The 15,868-nt window shown below is 66.0% G+C and carries 10 protein-coding genes; 2 read left to right on the top strand and 8 right to left on the bottom strand.

The features are described 5' to 3' along the window. Nucleotides 1–2: 2 nt before the first annotated feature. The 8 genes from rplC to AC3WN8_RS06375 form a co-directional block, all read right to left on the bottom strand. The gene (gene rplC, locus AC3WN8_RS06410) at nucleotides 3–767 is read right to left on the bottom strand and encodes a 50S ribosomal protein L3 (protein ID WP_492668564.1); all 765 of its coding nucleotides are present in this window, start codon (nucleotides 765–767) and stop codon (nucleotides 3–5) included. Nucleotides 768–981: 214 nt separating this feature from the next. After that, nucleotides 982–1,293, bottom strand: a complete 312-nt coding sequence (gene rpsJ / locus AC3WN8_RS06405) for a 30S ribosomal protein S10 (protein WP_222989363.1) — start codon at nucleotides 1,291–1,293, stop codon at nucleotides 982–984. Nucleotides 1,294–1,380: 87 nt separating this feature from the next. Continuing rightward, nucleotides 1,381–2,571 carry an elongation factor Tu gene (tuf, locus tag AC3WN8_RS06400; protein WP_492668563.1) on the bottom strand — a complete coding sequence of 397 codons (1,191 nt, stop codon included), beginning with the start codon at nucleotides 2,569–2,571 and terminating at the stop codon, nucleotides 1,381–1,383. 84 nt (nucleotides 2,572–2,655) lie between these two features. Further along, the gene (gene fusA / locus AC3WN8_RS06395; protein ID WP_492668562.1) at nucleotides 2,656–4,752 is read right to left on the bottom strand and encodes an elongation factor G; all 2,097 of its coding nucleotides are present in this window, start codon (nucleotides 4,750–4,752) and stop codon (nucleotides 2,656–2,658) included. 66 nt (nucleotides 4,753–4,818) lie between these two features. Further along, nucleotides 4,819–5,289, bottom strand: coding sequence for a 30S ribosomal protein S7 (rpsG, locus tag AC3WN8_RS06390; protein WP_489070925.1), 471 nt, complete (start codon nucleotides 5,287–5,289; stop codon nucleotides 4,819–4,821). 15 nt (nucleotides 5,290–5,304) lie between these two features. Next, nucleotides 5,305–5,676 carry a 30S ribosomal protein S12 gene (rpsL, locus tag AC3WN8_RS06385; protein WP_489070927.1) on the bottom strand — a complete coding sequence of 124 codons (372 nt, stop codon included), beginning with the start codon at nucleotides 5,674–5,676 and terminating at the stop codon, nucleotides 5,305–5,307. A gap of 282 nt (nucleotides 5,677–5,958) precedes the next feature. Further along, nucleotides 5,959–8,079 (bottom strand): penicillin-binding protein 1C, encoded by a 2,121-nt coding sequence (gene pbpC, locus AC3WN8_RS06380; RefSeq protein WP_492668561.1) that lies wholly within the window; start codon nucleotides 8,077–8,079, stop codon nucleotides 5,959–5,961. 136 nt (nucleotides 8,080–8,215) lie between these two features. Continuing rightward, on the bottom strand, nucleotides 8,216–13,963 hold the full coding sequence (locus tag AC3WN8_RS06375) for an alpha-2-macroglobulin family protein (RefSeq protein ID WP_492668560.1): 5,748 nt from the start codon (nucleotides 13,961–13,963) through the stop codon (nucleotides 8,216–8,218). A 191-nt stretch (nucleotides 13,964–14,154) separates the two neighbouring features. Between AC3WN8_RS06375 and AC3WN8_RS06370 the strand changes: the two genes are divergently transcribed. Together AC3WN8_RS06370 and AC3WN8_RS06365 are read left to right on the top strand one after the other, a co-directional pair. Continuing rightward, nucleotides 14,155–15,069 carry a sulfite exporter TauE/SafE family protein gene (locus AC3WN8_RS06370; RefSeq protein ID WP_492668559.1) on the top strand — a complete coding sequence of 305 codons (915 nt, stop codon included), beginning with the start codon at nucleotides 14,155–14,157 and terminating at the stop codon, nucleotides 15,067–15,069. Then, nucleotides 15,066–15,827: a TIGR02186 family protein gene (locus AC3WN8_RS06365; protein WP_492668558.1), complete on the top strand. Its 762-nt coding sequence runs from the start codon at nucleotides 15,066–15,068 to the stop codon at nucleotides 15,825–15,827. The genes AC3WN8_RS06370 and AC3WN8_RS06365 overlap by 4 nt, the downstream gene beginning before the upstream one ends. Nucleotides 15,828–15,868 lie beyond the last annotated feature (41 nt).

Below are 15,868 nucleotides of genomic sequence, written 5' to 3'. Positions count from 1 at the left end.
GTTCAGCCCTCCTGGCCTTCAGTGACTTCCGCAGGCGCAGCCTCGGCTTCAGCCGGGGTGTCAGCGGGAACACTGTCGTTGTTGGAATTGGCTGCCTGCTTCAGGCTGGCCGGATACGGCGCTTCAGCATGGCGGGCGACCTTGACGGCGTCCTTGACGAGAAGCCACGCACCCTTCGAGCCGGGCACCGAGCCCTTCACGAAGATCAGGCCGCGCTCGACATCGGTGCCGACGACTTCCAGATTCTGCTGGGTGCGCTGACGGTCGCCCATATGGCCGGCCATCTTCTTGTTCTTGAACACGCGGCCCGGATCCTGGCGGTTGCCGGTCGAACCGTGCGCACGGTGCGAGATCGAAACACCGTGGGTGGCGCGCATACCGCCGAAACCCCAGCGCTTCATCGCACCGGCAAAGCCCTTGCCCTGCGTCTGGCCGGCAATGTCGACCAGCTGGCCGGTCACGAAATGGTCGGCAGCGATGGTCGCGCCGACATCGAGCAGCGCATCGTCAGCGACGCGGAACTCGGCGACACGCGCCTTCAGCTCGACTTCGTTCTTGCCGAAATGCCCGCGAACGGGCTTCGAAACATTCTTCGCCTTTGCTGTACCGGCGCCGAGCTGAACGGCGACATAGCCATCGCGATCGGCCTCACGGCGCGCGACAACCTGACACCCTTCAAGGGACAGGACAGTGACGGGAACATGACGACCATCGCCCTGGAACAGGCGGGTCATCCCCATCTTCTTGGCGATCACGCCAGTGCGCATGATCAAGACTCCTTAAAACAGAGGCCCCCACGGAACCATTTCCGGGGGGCATGTCAGCCCTGAATTCATGCGTCGCCCCGTCCGGGCTGGTTTCCCTCCGAAGAGGGAGACGGGGGACGCAGTCCACGGCGAACCGTGCGGTATCCCTTTCATCTCCGAAGAACCGAAGCTCTTCAGGCGCCCCCGCATCAGCGAGGGCAAAAGGTCAATTGGCTCAGGCCAATTTGATTTCGACGTTCACGCCGGCAGCAAGGTCGAGCTTCATCAGCGCGTCGACGGTCTGCGGCGTGGGCTGCACGATGTCGAGCAGCCGCTTGTACGTTCTCACCTCGAACTGCTCGCGCGACTTCTTGTCGATGTGCGGGCCGCGGTTCACGGTAAATTTCTCGATGCGCGTCGGCAGCGGAATAGGTCCGCGAATCAGAGCGCCGGTGCGGCGAGCCGTATCAGCGATGTCGCCAGTTGCCTGGTCGAGCACGCGGTGATCGAACGCCTTCAGGCGAATCCGTATATTCTGCGTTTCCATGTCCACTACCGATGCGAAAGAGCCGTAACTGTAAAATGCGAGCCGCCCGATTCCCTCGAAGAGAATCGGGCGGCTGCGGTGCCTATATTACTTCGTGATCGTCGCGACAACCCCTGCGCCGACGGTACGGCCACCTTCGCGAATTGCGAAGCGCAGACCCGGATCCATCGCGATCGGAGCGATCAGCTTGACTGCCAGCTGGACGTTGTCGCCCGGCATGACCATCTCGGTGCCCTCGGGGAGAACAACCTCACCGGTGACGTCCGTGGTGCGGAAGTAGAACTGAGGACGATAGTTCGCGAAGAACGGCGTGTGACGGCCACCCTCGTCCTTCGAGAGGACATATACCTCCGAAGTGAACTCGCTGTGCGGCTTGATCGAGCCGGGCTTGCAGAGCACCTGGCCACGCTCGACCTCTTCACGGCCGACGCCGCGGATCAGCGCACCGATGTTGTCGCCGGCCTGGCCCTGATCGAGCAGCTTGCGGAACATCTCGACGCCGGTGACGACGGTCTTCTTGGTGTCCTTGATGCCGACGATCTCGACTTCTTCGCCAACCTTGACGATGCCGGTCTCGACGCGGCCGGTCACGACCGTACCACGGCCCGAGATCGAGAACACGTCTTCGATCGGCATCAGGAACGGACGGTCCAGCGGACGCTCCGGCTGCGGGATCCACTCGTCGACGGCAGCCATCAGCTTCAGGATGGCATCACGGCCGATCTCGGAGTTGCTGTCCTCGAGCGCGGCGAGAGCCGAACCCGCGATGATCGGAATGTTGTCGCCGTCGAAACCGCGCTTGGAAAGCTCTTCGCGGATTTCAAGCTCGACGAGCTCGAGCAGCTCCGCATCGTCAACCTGATCGACCTTGTTCAGGAAGACGACCATCGTGGGAACGCCGACCTGCTTGGCGAGCAGGATGTGCTCCTTGGTCTGCGGCATCGGGCCGTCAGCGGCCGAGACCACGAGGATCGCGCCGTCCATCTGCGCGGCGCCGGTGATCATGTTCTTCACATAGTCCGCGTGGCCCGGGCAATCGACGTGCGCATAGTGGCGCCCAGCGGTCTCATACTCGACGTGCGCGGTCGAGATGGTGATGCCGCGCTCGCGCTCTTCGGGAGCCTTGTCGATGTTGGCATAGTCGACGAACGTCGCGCCGCCGGTTTCGGCCAGCACCTTCGTGATCGCCGCGGTCAGCGAGGTCTTGCCATGGTCGACGTGACCGATGGTGCCGATGTTGCAGTGCGGCTTCGTCCGCTCAAACTTAGCTTTCGCCATTTTCTTCCTACCTTCTTCTCTGAACTCGATCGCCGGCCGCCAGGGGGGTGCTCGAAGCGTGGCCCCATAGCGACGATTCCCGAATTATGCCAGCTTTGCTTTCACTTCATCCGCAACGTTCTGCGGAACCTCGTCATAATGCGAGAACTGCATGCTGTACTGCGCACGGCCCTGGGTGAACGAGCGGAGCGAGTTCACATAGCCGAACATGTTCGCCAGCGGCACCATCGCGGTCACCGCCTGCGCATTACCGCGCGTGTCGGTGCCCTGGATCTGGCCGCGGCGGCTGTTCAGGTCTCCGATCACGTCGCCCAGATAATCCTCCGGGGTGACGACTTCGACCTTCATCACCGGCTCGAGCAGCGTGATGCCCGACTTCTGGGCCGCTTCGCGCATCGCGCCGCGGGCACAGATTTCGAACGCCAGCGCCGACGAGTCGACGTCGTGGTACGCACCATCATACAGCAGGATCTCGAAGTCGATGATCGGGAAGCCGACCAGCGAGCCCGTCGCCGCCGTCTCGCGGAAACCCTTCTCGATCGCGGGGATATATTCCTTGGGAATATTACCACCCTTGATCTCGTCCTTGAAGATGATGCCCGAACCGCGCTCGCCCGGCTGAACCTTGACCTTCACGCGGCCGAACTGGCCAGTGCCGCCCGACTGCTTCTTGTGGGTATAGTCGATGTCGACGGGCTTCTTCAGATATTCGCGATACGCAACCTGCGGCGCGCCGACATTGGCCTCGACCTTGAACTCGCGCTTCATGCGGTCGACCAGGATCTCGAGATGGAGCTCGCCCATGCCCTTGATGATGGTCTGGCCGCTCTCGGCGTCCGAGCTCACGCGGAACGACGGATCTTCGCGGGCGAGACGATTGAGCGCGACGCCCATCTTCTCCTGGTCGGCCTTGGTCTTGGGCTCGACCGAGAGCTCGATCACGGGATCCGGGAATTCCATGCGCTCAAGGATGATCGGCGCCTGCTGCGCGCAGAGCGTATCGCCGGTCGTGGTGTCCTTCAGGCCCGCGAGAGCGACGATGTCGCCGGCGAAAGCCTCCTGGATGTCCTCGCGGCTGTTCGCATGCATCAGCAGCATGCGACCGACCTTCTCCTTCTTGTCCTTCACCGAATTGGTGACGGTCGACGCAGCCTCGAGCTTGCCCGAATAGATGCGCGCGAAGGTGAGCGTGCCCACGAACGGATCGTTCATGATCTTGAACGCCAGTGCCGAGAACGGTGCGTCGTCGGCCGGCGGACGCGAGTCCGGCGTCTCGCCGTCGAGCTTCACGCCCTGCACGTCGGGAATATCCAGCGGCGAAGGCAGATAGTCGACCACCGCGTCGAGCAGGGGCTGCACGCCCTTGTTCTTGAACGCCGAGCCGCAGACGACCGGAACGAACGAGAAATTCAGCGTGCCCTTGCGGATCAGCTTCTTGAGGGTGGCGGTATCGGGCTCGTTGCCCTCAAGATACGCCTCCATCACGTCGTCGTCCTGCTCGACCGCCATTTCGATCAGCTCGGCGCGCGCGACTTCCGCCGCGTCCTTCAGGTCGTCGGGGATGTCCTGATATTCGAACTTCGCACCCAGCTGCTCGTCGAGCCAGATGATCGCGCGGTTCTGGACCAGATCGACCAGACCCTTGAAGCCGCCCTCGATGCCGATCGGGAGATACAGCACGGCGGGACGCGCACCCAGGCGGTCCTTGATCATGTCGACGCAGCGCTCGAAGCTCGCGCCGGTGCGGTCGAGCTTGTTGACGAAGCACATGCGGGGAACCTTGTACTTCTCCGCCTGGCGCCACACCGTCTCCGACTGCGGCTCCACACCGGCAACGCCGTCGAAGCACGCCACGGCGCCGTCGAGCACGCGCAGCGAACGCTCGACCTCGATGGTGAAGTCGACGTGACCCGGCGTGTCGATGATGTTGATCAGGTGCTCTTCGCCCTTGCCGTCATCAGCGCGCCATTTGCAGGTCGTCGCAGCCGACGTGATCGTGATGCCGCGCTCCTGCTCCTGCTCCATCCAGTCCATCGTCGCGGTGCCCTCATGGACCTCGCCGATCTTGTAGGACTTGCCGGTGTAATAGAGAATGCGCTCGGTCGTCGTCGTCTTGCCGGCGTCGATGTGCGCCATGATGCCGATATTGCGATATTTCTCGAGCGGATGGCTGCGGGCCATGATCGGGTCTTCCTTAGCGATGCGGGGAGCCGGATCGACCGGCTCCCCACGATATAGGTACGAAGCTTACCAGCGGTAGTGGCTGAAGGCGCGGTTCGCCTCGGCCATGCGGTGCGTGTCTTCGCGCTTCTTCACCGCGTTGCCGCGATTGTTCGAAGCGTCGAGCAGCTCACCCGAAAGCCGTGCGGCCATCGTGGTCTCGCTGCGCGCACGCGCGGCAGTGATCAGCCAGCGGATCGCCAGAGCCTGGGCACGCTCGGGGCGAACCTCGACCGGCACCTGATAGGTCGCACCGCCGACGCGGCGGCTGCGGACCTCGATGCCCGGCTTCACGTTGGTCAGCGCTTCGTGGAATACGCCGATGGGATCCTTCTTGGCGCGAGCCTCGACGGTTTCCAGGGCGCCATACACGATGCCTTCAGCGACGGACTTCTTGCCGTCGAGCATCACGCTGTTCATGAATTTCGAAAGAATCTGATCACCGAACTTGGGATCAGGGAGGATTTCCCGCTTCTCGGGACGACGACGACGTGCCATTTCAGCCGATCCTTCTTACTTGGGACGCTTCGCGCCGTACTTCGAACGGCTCTGCTTGCGATCCTTCACGCCCTGCGTGTCGAGCACGCCGCGCAGAACATGGTAGCGAACACCGGGAAGGTCGCGAACGCGGCCGCCACGGATCAGCACCACCGAGTGCTCCTGAAGGTTGTGGCCCTCACCCGGGATATAGGTGATGACTTCGCGCTGGTTGGTCAGGCGAACCTTGGCCACCTTGCGAAGCGCCGAGTTCGGCTTTTTCGGGGTCGTCGTATAAACGCGAGTGCAAACGCCGCGCTTCTGCGGGTTCGCCTCCATCGCAGGGACCTTGGACTTGGCCTTCTGCGGTTCGCGACCCTTGCGGATCAGCTGGTTAATCGTTGGCATGAAGCCTTCACCTTCTCAGTTACTTTGCTGCAGCATGAGGCATGCAAAATGCAAAAAGGACCCCGGCGGCCATAACGGCCCCCCAGGCCTTCCCACGCATCAGCAATGTTCAAGCGTGCCTGCTTAAGGACAGCGTCTGGATGGACTCCACCACCAGCCCGCAGGCAGGGGCGGCCTATAGCGATGGACTCGGAGGCGGTCAACCGGCGCGAAATCAGAGTTTGGCGGAGAAACCCGTGCCCGCGGCGGAAAGCGCTCTTCCGCACTTTCCCAGGCAAAAGCTCATCGCACGGTGAACATCAGGCTGTCGATCACCTTCCCCCCCGGATCGAGCAGCTTCAGCCTATGCGTGCCCGGCCCCGCCAGCACCAACGGCCGCGCCGCGGCATCGCCCAGGTCGCGCGAATCGAGCGTCAGCCGATGCCCGAGCACTTCGCCCGCCACCTGCACCGCCATGCGCTGCCGCTCGATCGGGATATCGGGATCGAGGGCATAGACGCTGCCGCCGACCGGGCTGACGATTCTCGGGCGCCGCGATGCCGGGGGCGCGGTTCCGACGACGGCCTGCCCCGTGCCTGCGAGGAAATATTCGCGGCGCGGCGGCTCGATCGCGTCGGCGAAGCGGATCGCGCGCTGCTCGATACCCGACGGGCGCGGCGGCGCGCGGCCCGGCCGGTCGGCATGAAGCGCGCGCATCACGTCGCGCCACACCGGCGCGGCACCGCTGGTGCCCGAAACGGCACGCATCGAATCGCCCTCCAGATTGCCGATCCACACCGCCACGGTGAATCGGTCCGAGAAACCGATGCACCAATTGTCGCGCATGGCCTTGGAGGTGCCCGTCTTCACCGCCGCCCAGAATGGCAGACGCAGTGCGCTGTCCATGCCGAAGGTCTGCGCACGCGCATTGGCGTCGGCGAGCATGTCGGCGACGATCCACGATGCTTGCGGCGTGAACACGACGCGCGCCCGCTCCCGCTTGTCCTCCGGACGGATGCGCAACGGCGACCAGCGCCCTTCGAGCGCCAATGCGCGATACGCGGCCGCCTGTTCGAGCAGAGTCACTTCCGCCGATCCGAGCGCAAGCGAATAGCCGTAATATTGGCCGTCCTCGGTCAGCCCGCGATAGCCGGTATCCCACAGCCGGTCGCGGAACGAATCGACGCCGGCAAGCAGCAGGGTCCGCACTGCGGGCACGTTGAGCGATCCGGCGAGCGCGCTGCGCACCGAAACCGGCCCCTTGAAGTCGCGATCGTAATTTTGCGGCACATAAAGGCCCGATGCCGTGTCGAGCTGGACGGGCGAATCGTCGAGGATCGATGCGGGGGTCAGATAGCCCCGCTCGATCGCCTGCGCGTAGAGGAACGGCTTCAAGGTCGATCCGGCCTGACGATAGCTGTCGGCGCCGTCGACCTGCGCCGCGGTCGATGCGCCCCCGACCCCGCCGACATAGGCCAGCACGTCGCCGGTCGCATTGTCGACCACCACCACCGCCCCGTCGCGCGCACGGTCCGACCCCAGCCCCTGGAGCTGACGCGCAAGCGCCTGCGCCGCGACCCGCTGGACGCGCGTGTCGAGCGTGGTCGTGACCTGCATGCCCGGCTCGGTCAGCAGCCGGTTGGCGAGATGCGGCGCCAGGCCGGGGTCGAGCGCCAGCCGGCGCGACGGCCCGAGCATGTCGCGTGCCGCCGCGTTCAGTGCGGTGCAGTCCCCGCCCCCGGCCAATCCGCATGCGCGCCGCGCCAGCGCGCCTGGCCCCGCCCGGGGATCGGGCAGCAGCGCCACGAGCAGCAAAGCTTCCTGCCGGCCCAGCGCGTCGGGCGTCCGGCCGAACAGCGACAGCGCCGCCGCGCCGATCCCCTGCGCCTCGCCGCGATAACCCGCCAGGTTGAGATAGGCTTCGAGGATCTCGTCCTTGCTCCAGCGATCCTCGAGCGCCCAGGCGGCGCGGATCTGCCGCGCCTTTTCGCGCCAGCCGCGCGATCCCGGCGCGGCGAGGTCGGGCGCGAGGAAAGCGGCCACCTGCATCGAAAGCGTACTGGCGCCGCGTGAACGCCGCCGTTCGATCCTGTCGCGGATCGAGCCGGCGATCGCCAGCCAGTCGACTCCGCCATGATCGGCGAAACGACGATCTTCGGCAGCGACCAGCGTCTCGCGCACCACCGGCGAGATCCGGTCGAGCGGCGTCCAGGCGAGGCGCCGCGCCGCGAAATCGACACGGACACTGTCGAGCAACTGCCCGTCGCGATCATAGAGCCACGCCTCGCTCGGCCGCCAGCGCGCCTTGACCGCCGCATAATCGGGCAAAGGTGGCGGCAGCGTCAGGAACCAGAGCGCGGCGAAAGCGGCGAAGACGGCAGCCGCCACCGCCCACCAGAGATGGGCCCTGCGAAACGCTGGCATTCGCATACGGGTCATGCCGATGACGGCGGGAGCTTTGCGTAAATCCCCGGCCAATATCCCCCACCTGTCATCCCCGCTTTCGCGGGAATGACACCGAGAGGATAACTCGCCGGGATCAAGCGGCAGGCAGTCTTCGTCACTTCAGCACCACCGCCATCGGCTGGTTCGGGATCGCCGCGCGGATCTCGGGCGAGTAGAGCGCCTCCACCTTGGTCGGCGGCAATCCGAACCGGCCGGTGCCGTTCAGCCGCATCGCGTAGGACACGGTGAAGCGCCCGCGCGGCACCCATTCGAAATAACCGCGCCACGCATCCTTGCCGCGTTCGACATAGCTGGGCTGGACGCCCTCCCCACCTTCCGCGCCCGCCTGCGCGAACATGCCGGACTGGCCACCGAGATTGCCGACGATCGTCGCCCCCGGCGGCACCGGATCATTGACCACCACCCAGTTGCGATCGGCGGTCGCGTCGACGGTGATCGTCACCTTGATCACGTCCCCGCGCGTCGCCCGGCCCTTCACCTTCTGTTCGAGGAAGGCGACCGACTTGCTGATCCGGTAGCCCGCGAACAGCGCCTGGGTGAGCGGTACCGCGGCGCGGACCGAGACGAATGCCCAGGGGCCGGCACCGCCCGCCTGGCTGAGCATCAGCGGCGTGCGCTGCACCGGCAGCGCCAGACTCAGGGGCGCCGCCCCCACCGCCTGCGGCCAGCTCCGGCTGAGGCTCTGGCTGCCCAGCGTCGCCGTCGTCGTGCCGATGATCGCGGTGGCGGGATAAAGCGATGCGAATTTCTGCACCGCGACCGCGCCCCAGGCATTGGCGGGCGTCGTATCCCAATGGCCGCGCTGCTGCCGTGCCGCCGCGCCGACCATCATCTTGGGCGTCTCGTCCTGCCAGCCCGGCTTGCCGAGCGTTGCGATCAGCGCCTTCAGCACCATCTCGTCGCCCGAGGACATCATCCACCAGGGCGCGCTCTTGCCGTCGACCATGTCGATCCGCGTGCCTTCATAGACCATCCTCTGGCGCAGGATCTGCTGTGCCTGCGCGCGCAATTGCGCGGCGTTGGGCAATCCTGCCGTCCGGTCGACCGCGACCAGCCAGTCGACCAGCGCGTTGGTCGGCATGTCCTGCGGCGCCAGCCCGATCTGGCCGATCATCTGCGGCGTCGCCGCGCCATTGCGCGCCAGTGCCGCCAACGCCGCGATCCGCTGAAGCCGATCGTCCCCCGCCCAGGGCGCGTCGCGCCGCAACCGGCCGTCGATCACCGCGGTCAGCGCCTGCACCATCCGCGCCTTCGCGCTTTCCGGAATGACCCAGCCGGCTTCGGCGGTCAGCGACAGCACATAGGCCGTCAGCGCCTCCGATCCCTGGAGCCGGTCGACCGGGAAATAGCGCAGCAGCCCGTCACCATCGAGATAGGCCGGGATCTCGCCCGACAGCCGCCCCCAGGTGCCGAGGTCGCCCAGCACCATCGCCCGCGACAATTGCTGTTCGAAGCAATTATAGGGATAGGCGGCCATATAGTCGCGAACCCCCGACATCGGCGGCGCCAGCGTATCGGTCAGGCGCACATCGACGCTGCCGAGCCCCGGCAGCGCCCCGGCCGGCGCGGCGATCGGCACCTGCGTACCGCCCGCGCCGACGCGGAAGATCGATGCCGCCCAGGTCTCCACCGGCACCGCCGGCGCAACCACCTGGCTGACGCTGATCCGATCGAGCGCCTTGCCGCCGGCGTCGCGCACCTCGACCGTCCAGTCGAGCTTGTCGATGCCGGCCGGCGCCGGCAGGTTCCAGGTGACCGGCGCGGCCGCACCCGGCGGCAATGTGACGGTCAGCGGCGCGCCCTTGGCCACATCGGGATTGAGCGAGACGCTCGCCGTCACCGTCATCGGCTTGTCCGACGCGTTGCGCAGCGTGAAGCTGGCGCCATAATAATCGCCCGTGCGCACCAGCGGCGGCAGGCCGGAGAAGATCGTCAGATCCTGCGTCGTGCGGACAGATACGTCGCCCGTACCGAACAGATTCGCCCCGTCGGTCGCGATCGCGACCAGCTTGAACGACGACAGCGAATCCGAAAGCTGGACGGGGATCTTCGCATGACCGGCCGCGTCGAGCTTCACCCGCCCCTTCCACAACAGGACCGGACGGAAATCCTCGCGGTTGAGCGCGGACAGGTCGGCACCGCCGCCACCGCCGGCCTCGACCGCCTTCTTGCCGAAATGCCGCTTGCCGACGACCTGGGTCTGCGCGGTCGAGGTCAGGACCGACAATGGTCGTTCCCCCATCATCGCGTCGATCAGCTTCCAGCTCTCATTGGGCGAAAGCTGGAGCAGCGCCTCGTCGACCGCCGCGAAGGCGATCTCCGCCTCGGCCGCGGGTTTGCCGCCGGGCTGCGTCACCGCGACATCGACATTAGCGGTGTCGCGCACCGCATATTTGGCCTTGTCCGCCTTCACCTCGACGCCCAGACGATGCCCTTCCCAGCCGACATTCACCTTGGCGATGCCGAGCCGGTAGCTGGGTTTGGCGAGGTCGACCAACGCGGTCGGTCGCGCGCCTTCGCGCGAGAAGAAGGGCAGGTTCCACCGCCGCGCGAGATCGGCCAGCCACAATCGGAAACCGCCGATGCGCCCGCGCACCGCCATCACCGAGACGAAGACGTCGGGCGCATAGGTACCGGGCATCTTCACCTCGACCACCGGATCCTTGCCCGACAGCTCGGTCACGAAGCTGGAGAGCACGCCCTCGCGCTCGACCGTCACGAGCGCGGTCGCCGAGCGGAACGGCATGCGCACCTGGAACTTCGCGGTCTCGCCCGCCTTATACTCCCTCTGTTCGGGGATCACGTCCATGCGGTCGCCATTGTCGCCGCCGAACCACCAGTCATCCTCGCCGGCCAGCCAGACCGACGTCACCGCGCGCGCGACATTGCCGTCGTCATCCTCGGTGGTCGCGACCGCATAGACCTCACCCGAGACGCCGGGATCGAGCTGGCATTCGGCCAGGCCCTGGGCATCGGTGCTCACCGAACAGCTCGCGTCGATCCGCTTGGTCCGCGCCTGATTATCATAGGCATAAAAGCCGCCGATCAGCCGTCGCCGGGCGGTCAGCACCTCGCGGCTGTACAGCGCCACCTTGATGCGCTTGCCCTTGAGCACCTGCCCCTCGGTATCGACCGCGACGAGCTTCAGGCGGAGATCGTCGTCCTTCATCATCCAGCCATCGGTCTTGATGCCGAGGCGGACGGCGGAGGGGTAAAGCGGGATGGTGCGCGACGCGGTCAGGATCTCGCCATTAGCATCCTCATAATCCATCTCGACGGTCATGTCGGTGATGTCGTCGACCGCCATCGGCACCTCGACCGTCGCCTTGGCGGTACCCTCGCCCGACAAGGTGATCGGCAGGGTCTGCGCGGGCGGCAGCGGCTTCTCGATCGTCTCGCCGTCGCCGTTCAGGGGCACGGTGCCTTCGACCATGTCGCGGCCACCGAAGCTCCAGCCTTCCCAGCCCTTGGGCGCACCGCCGCTGCGGTTGAACGCGCTGCGCACGCGGACGGGCAGGCCGCCGGCGCCGCCGCCTGACAGATAGCCGACGAACAGGTCGAGCGGCACCTGTTTGGGCCGCACCGTCGCCGTCTTCGGTCCGTCGATCGTCGCGCGCATCGTCGGCAGGCGGAATTCGTCGACCTTGACCGACTGGTTGGTGAAGATCGTCCGGTCCTTGGCAACCACCGATATGTCGTAATCGCCCTGCGGGGCGCCTTGCGGCGCGGTCCATGTCGTCTCGCCGATGCCGTCGGCGCCGATGGTGAGCGGCAGTTCGAATTCGGTGCCCGAGCCGCGATGGCTGAGCTTGAGCGTGCCCGCCAGACCGCCGGCATAGCTGAAACCCTCCGCCACCGGCTTGCGCAGGATATGCTTCATATTCACCGTTTCGCCCGCGCGCAGCAAAGTGCGGTCGAAAATGGTGTGGAACAGGTCCGCATTCTCCTGCCAGCCATAGGGCAGGTCGAAATCATAGGGGCGAATGCCGCTGCCCCATTGGGTGAGGGTGAAGCTGAAATCGTCGCCCTTGCGCGCCGAGACCATCAGCGGATGCGGAGACTCGCCGCTGCCCTCGCAACTGCCATAGGTTTCGGGCGACGGCAGTCCGCCCTTGATCACCAGCCGCCCCTGCGCGTCGGTCTGGCCCTTGCCGAGCACTGCGCCCGAACAGGAATCGGTCACCTGCACCGCGGCGCCGCCGACCGGCTTGCCGCTATCGAGCGCGGTTACCCAGGCAAGCGAAGCGGCGCGGCCCCATTTGAAATGGACGCTCATATTGGTGACGAGCGCGCCCGCCGTCACATAGCGCGGCGTTTCGCGCCCCAGCAGCGCGCGACCCAGCGTCGGGCTGGCCAGTTCGACGACATAGAATCCCGGCTTGGCGAGCGGGATGCCGACAACCTCGAAATCCTTGCCCTTGCCAGGCAAAGGCAGCTTCATCGCGGCGCCCTGACCGGCGATCAGCGGTGCGCTGCCGGTATAGTTGACGCTGATATCCTCGCCACCCCGCTTCTCGGTGCGGATATCGGTCTCGCTCGCTTTCTCGATATCGCGCAGCCATTTGGCGATCTGGCCGTCCGATCCGGCGACACGCAAAGTCGCGCCGCTGACGCCCAGGTTGCGCCCCTGCAATTCGGGTTCGACGTTGCGGACGGTGACGGGCAGCGCGGCATTGTCACCGGCCTCGATGATTCCGAAATTGGCCGCGAACTTGACCAAAGGCGGCGGCGCGTCGAAGCGGACGTCGAGCGGAAAGCGTTGCTGGTTGACGAGCGGACGGCCGCTTTCGTCCTTCAGCGCATCGGGCAGCGTCACCTTCGCCGTCGTCGCGGCGGGCAGCGGCGGCGCAAAGCTCACCTGCGTCACGGTCTGGGCGCTGCCCTTCTCGATCTCGGGCTTGAGCAGCTTGCCGTCGGCCAGCTGGATCCGGATCGTTTCCGCCGCCGATTTCGCGATCGGGGCGGAGAAACGGACCCACGCCTTCTGCACCGGGCTGCATCCCGCCTGCGGATTGACGCGCGAGCATTCGAAACGCGCCTCGAACGGCTTGCGGACGGTGAAGTCGAAACGCTGGTCGCGTCCCGCCAGCCGTCCGGCGCCCGAGATATTCTGGCCCCAGACCAGCGCCATGTCGCGGCCCGGCGGCAAAGGGCGCCGGCACTTGACCGCCATGATGGTGGACAGCGCCTTGATCCGTTCAGCAGCATTGGCAGGCAGCACCTGCGGCAGCCCCGCCTCGCCGAGGAAATTGGTCACCTGGTACCGGTCGGGTCCGAGCCCGGCCAGCACTTCGCCGGCCACATCGGGCTTGAGTATATCGAGCGCGATCTTCTCGCCGACGCCGTCGACCGCGCAATAGCCGTTGGTGGCGACCGAGGCCGGATCGGCGCGGACATTGGTCGCGACCAGGAAAACCTGATCCTCCTCGATATCGCCGTCATAGCTGCCGGGCAGCACCGCCCGGACCGAGGGACCGCCGGTATCGACGGTGAAATTGCGCGATCCGCCGATCGCGCTACCGGCAAGCGTCTTGAGATCGTCGTTCAGCGCGAATCCGCACGAGATTCCGCCGGGCAGCGCATTGGCGAATTCCCACACCCAGGTCTTGGTATCGATCCAGCGGCCCTGCCCGCCGACCTGGCACGTCACCTTGGCCGGTGCGGTCGCACGCGGATCGCCAAGTGCCACCATGTCGTCGGAGAAACGGATGGTGAAGCGCTCGATCGCGCCGTCGCCAGTGCCCGGAGTCGCCAGCACCACCTGCGCGGTCTGGTCCCCCACCGCCGCAACGGGCGCAAGCGCCAAGGCAAGTATAGCGAAGCGCCACGACCGACTCAGCATATACCGCTCTCCTCGCAAGAGGTCCCAGACTGGCGTGAAGCCGACGCCGAATCCAGAGATTATCCGAAATCCATTCAAGACCTTGCCCGGCTTTGCCTGGCGGGAGAAGCGCGGTGTGCATGTTTTTCTGAGCGACGGTGTGCGCTGCAGCTTTTCCGCGCGGCAATTCCGGTCTACCCGCTGGACGGGAGATGGACCTTTATCTTCCCATCGCCAACCTCTCGGTCAACGCGCTCGTCATCGTCGGGCTGGGCGGACTTGTTGGCCTGCTTTCGGGCATGTTCGGCGTCGGCGGAGGCTTCCTGACCACACCGCTGCTGATCTTCTACGGCATCCCGCCGACCGTTGCCGCCGCGTCCGCCGCCACCCAGGTGACCGGCGCCAGCGTATCGGGCGTCTTTGCCCATGCCCGGCGCAACGGGATCGACTTCCTCATGGGCGCGGTGATGGTCGTGGGCGGGGTGCTCGGCTCGATCGCCGGCGCGGGCATTTTCCGCCTGCTCCAGGACAGCGGCCAGATCGATACCGTGATCGCGCTGCTCTATGTCGTGATGCTCGGCGGGATCGGGGGGATGATGGCACGCGACGCCGTCCGCACCCTGATCGCGATGCGCACCGGCACGCAGATCGTCGCGCGCAAAAGGCGGCACCATCCGCTGGTCGCCAGCCTACCCCTGCGCTGGCGCTTCTATCGGTCCGGCCTCTATATCTCGCCGCTCGCGCCGCTATTGCTCGGCTTCGGTACGGGCATATTGACGATATTGCTCGGTGTCGGCGGCGGCTTCGTGATGGTGCCCGCGATGCTCTATCTGCTCGGCATGCCGACCCAGGTCGTCGTCGGCACGTCGCTGTTCCAGATCCTGTTCGTCACCATGGCGGCAACTTTGGTCCATGCCACGACGACCAAGGCGGTGGATATCGTGCTTGCCGGGCTGCTGCTGATCGGCAGCGTGATCGGCGCGCAATATGGCGCGCGGCTGGCGCAGAAGATGAAGCCGGAATATCTGCGCGGCGTGCTCGCCGCGATCGTGCTGCTGGTCGCGATCCGCATGGCATTGGGTCTGGGCTGGCGGCCCGACGAGATTTATTCGGTGATCGTCGAATGAGCCGGGCGGCCGCCCTGACGCTGTTCGCGCTCGCGCCACTGCTGCTGGCCGCCGACAAGCCCGTGCTGGTGCCCGACGTGTCGCAGCGCGATGTCGAGATCCGCTACAGCTTCACCGGTGCCGAACTGCTGCTGTTCGGCGCGATCCTCTATCCCGGCGGCAAGGTGCCCGCGAAGCCCGCCGAGGTCGCAGTGGTGCTGCGCGGCCCGGTGCAGCCGATCGTCGTGCGCGAGAAACAGAAAGTGGCGGGCATCTGGGTGAATGCCGAAAGCGTCCGCTTCCGGTCGGCCCCTTCCTTCTACGCGGTCGCATCGTCGCGCCCGCTGCGCCAGATGGTCAATGACCGCACCGCCGCGATCTTCGAGCTTGGGCTCGGCAATCTCCAGCTTTCCCCCGCCAATGTCGGCTCCCCGGGCGAGCTCAGCCGCTTCGAGGACGGGTTGATCGACCTGCGGCAACGCACCCAGCTCTATGGACAGCGGACCAGCGGCGTCGAGATCACCGACGGCGTGCTCTACCGCGCCCGGCTCGTCATTCCGGCGCGGGTGCCGATCGGGCGCTACACCGCCGAAACCTTCCTGATCCAGGACGGCCGGGTGATCGCGGGCGCCAGCCGCGACGTCGCGATCCGCAAGACCGGCTTCGAAGGCTATGTCGCCGATGCGGCGGAGCATAATCCCCTCGCCTATGGCCTGTTCGCGACCGCGATGTCGGTTCTGCTCGGCTGGGCGGCGGGGGCATTGTTCCGGCGAACCTGACCGCCGGTGGCACGGTAAAACAATTCTTTACCCAGCCGGGT

It is taken from the genome of Sphingobium sp. FW305-3-2-15-F-TSA7 (genome assembly GCF_058787155.1).
This window is presented reverse-complemented; position numbering and strand designations above follow the sequence as displayed.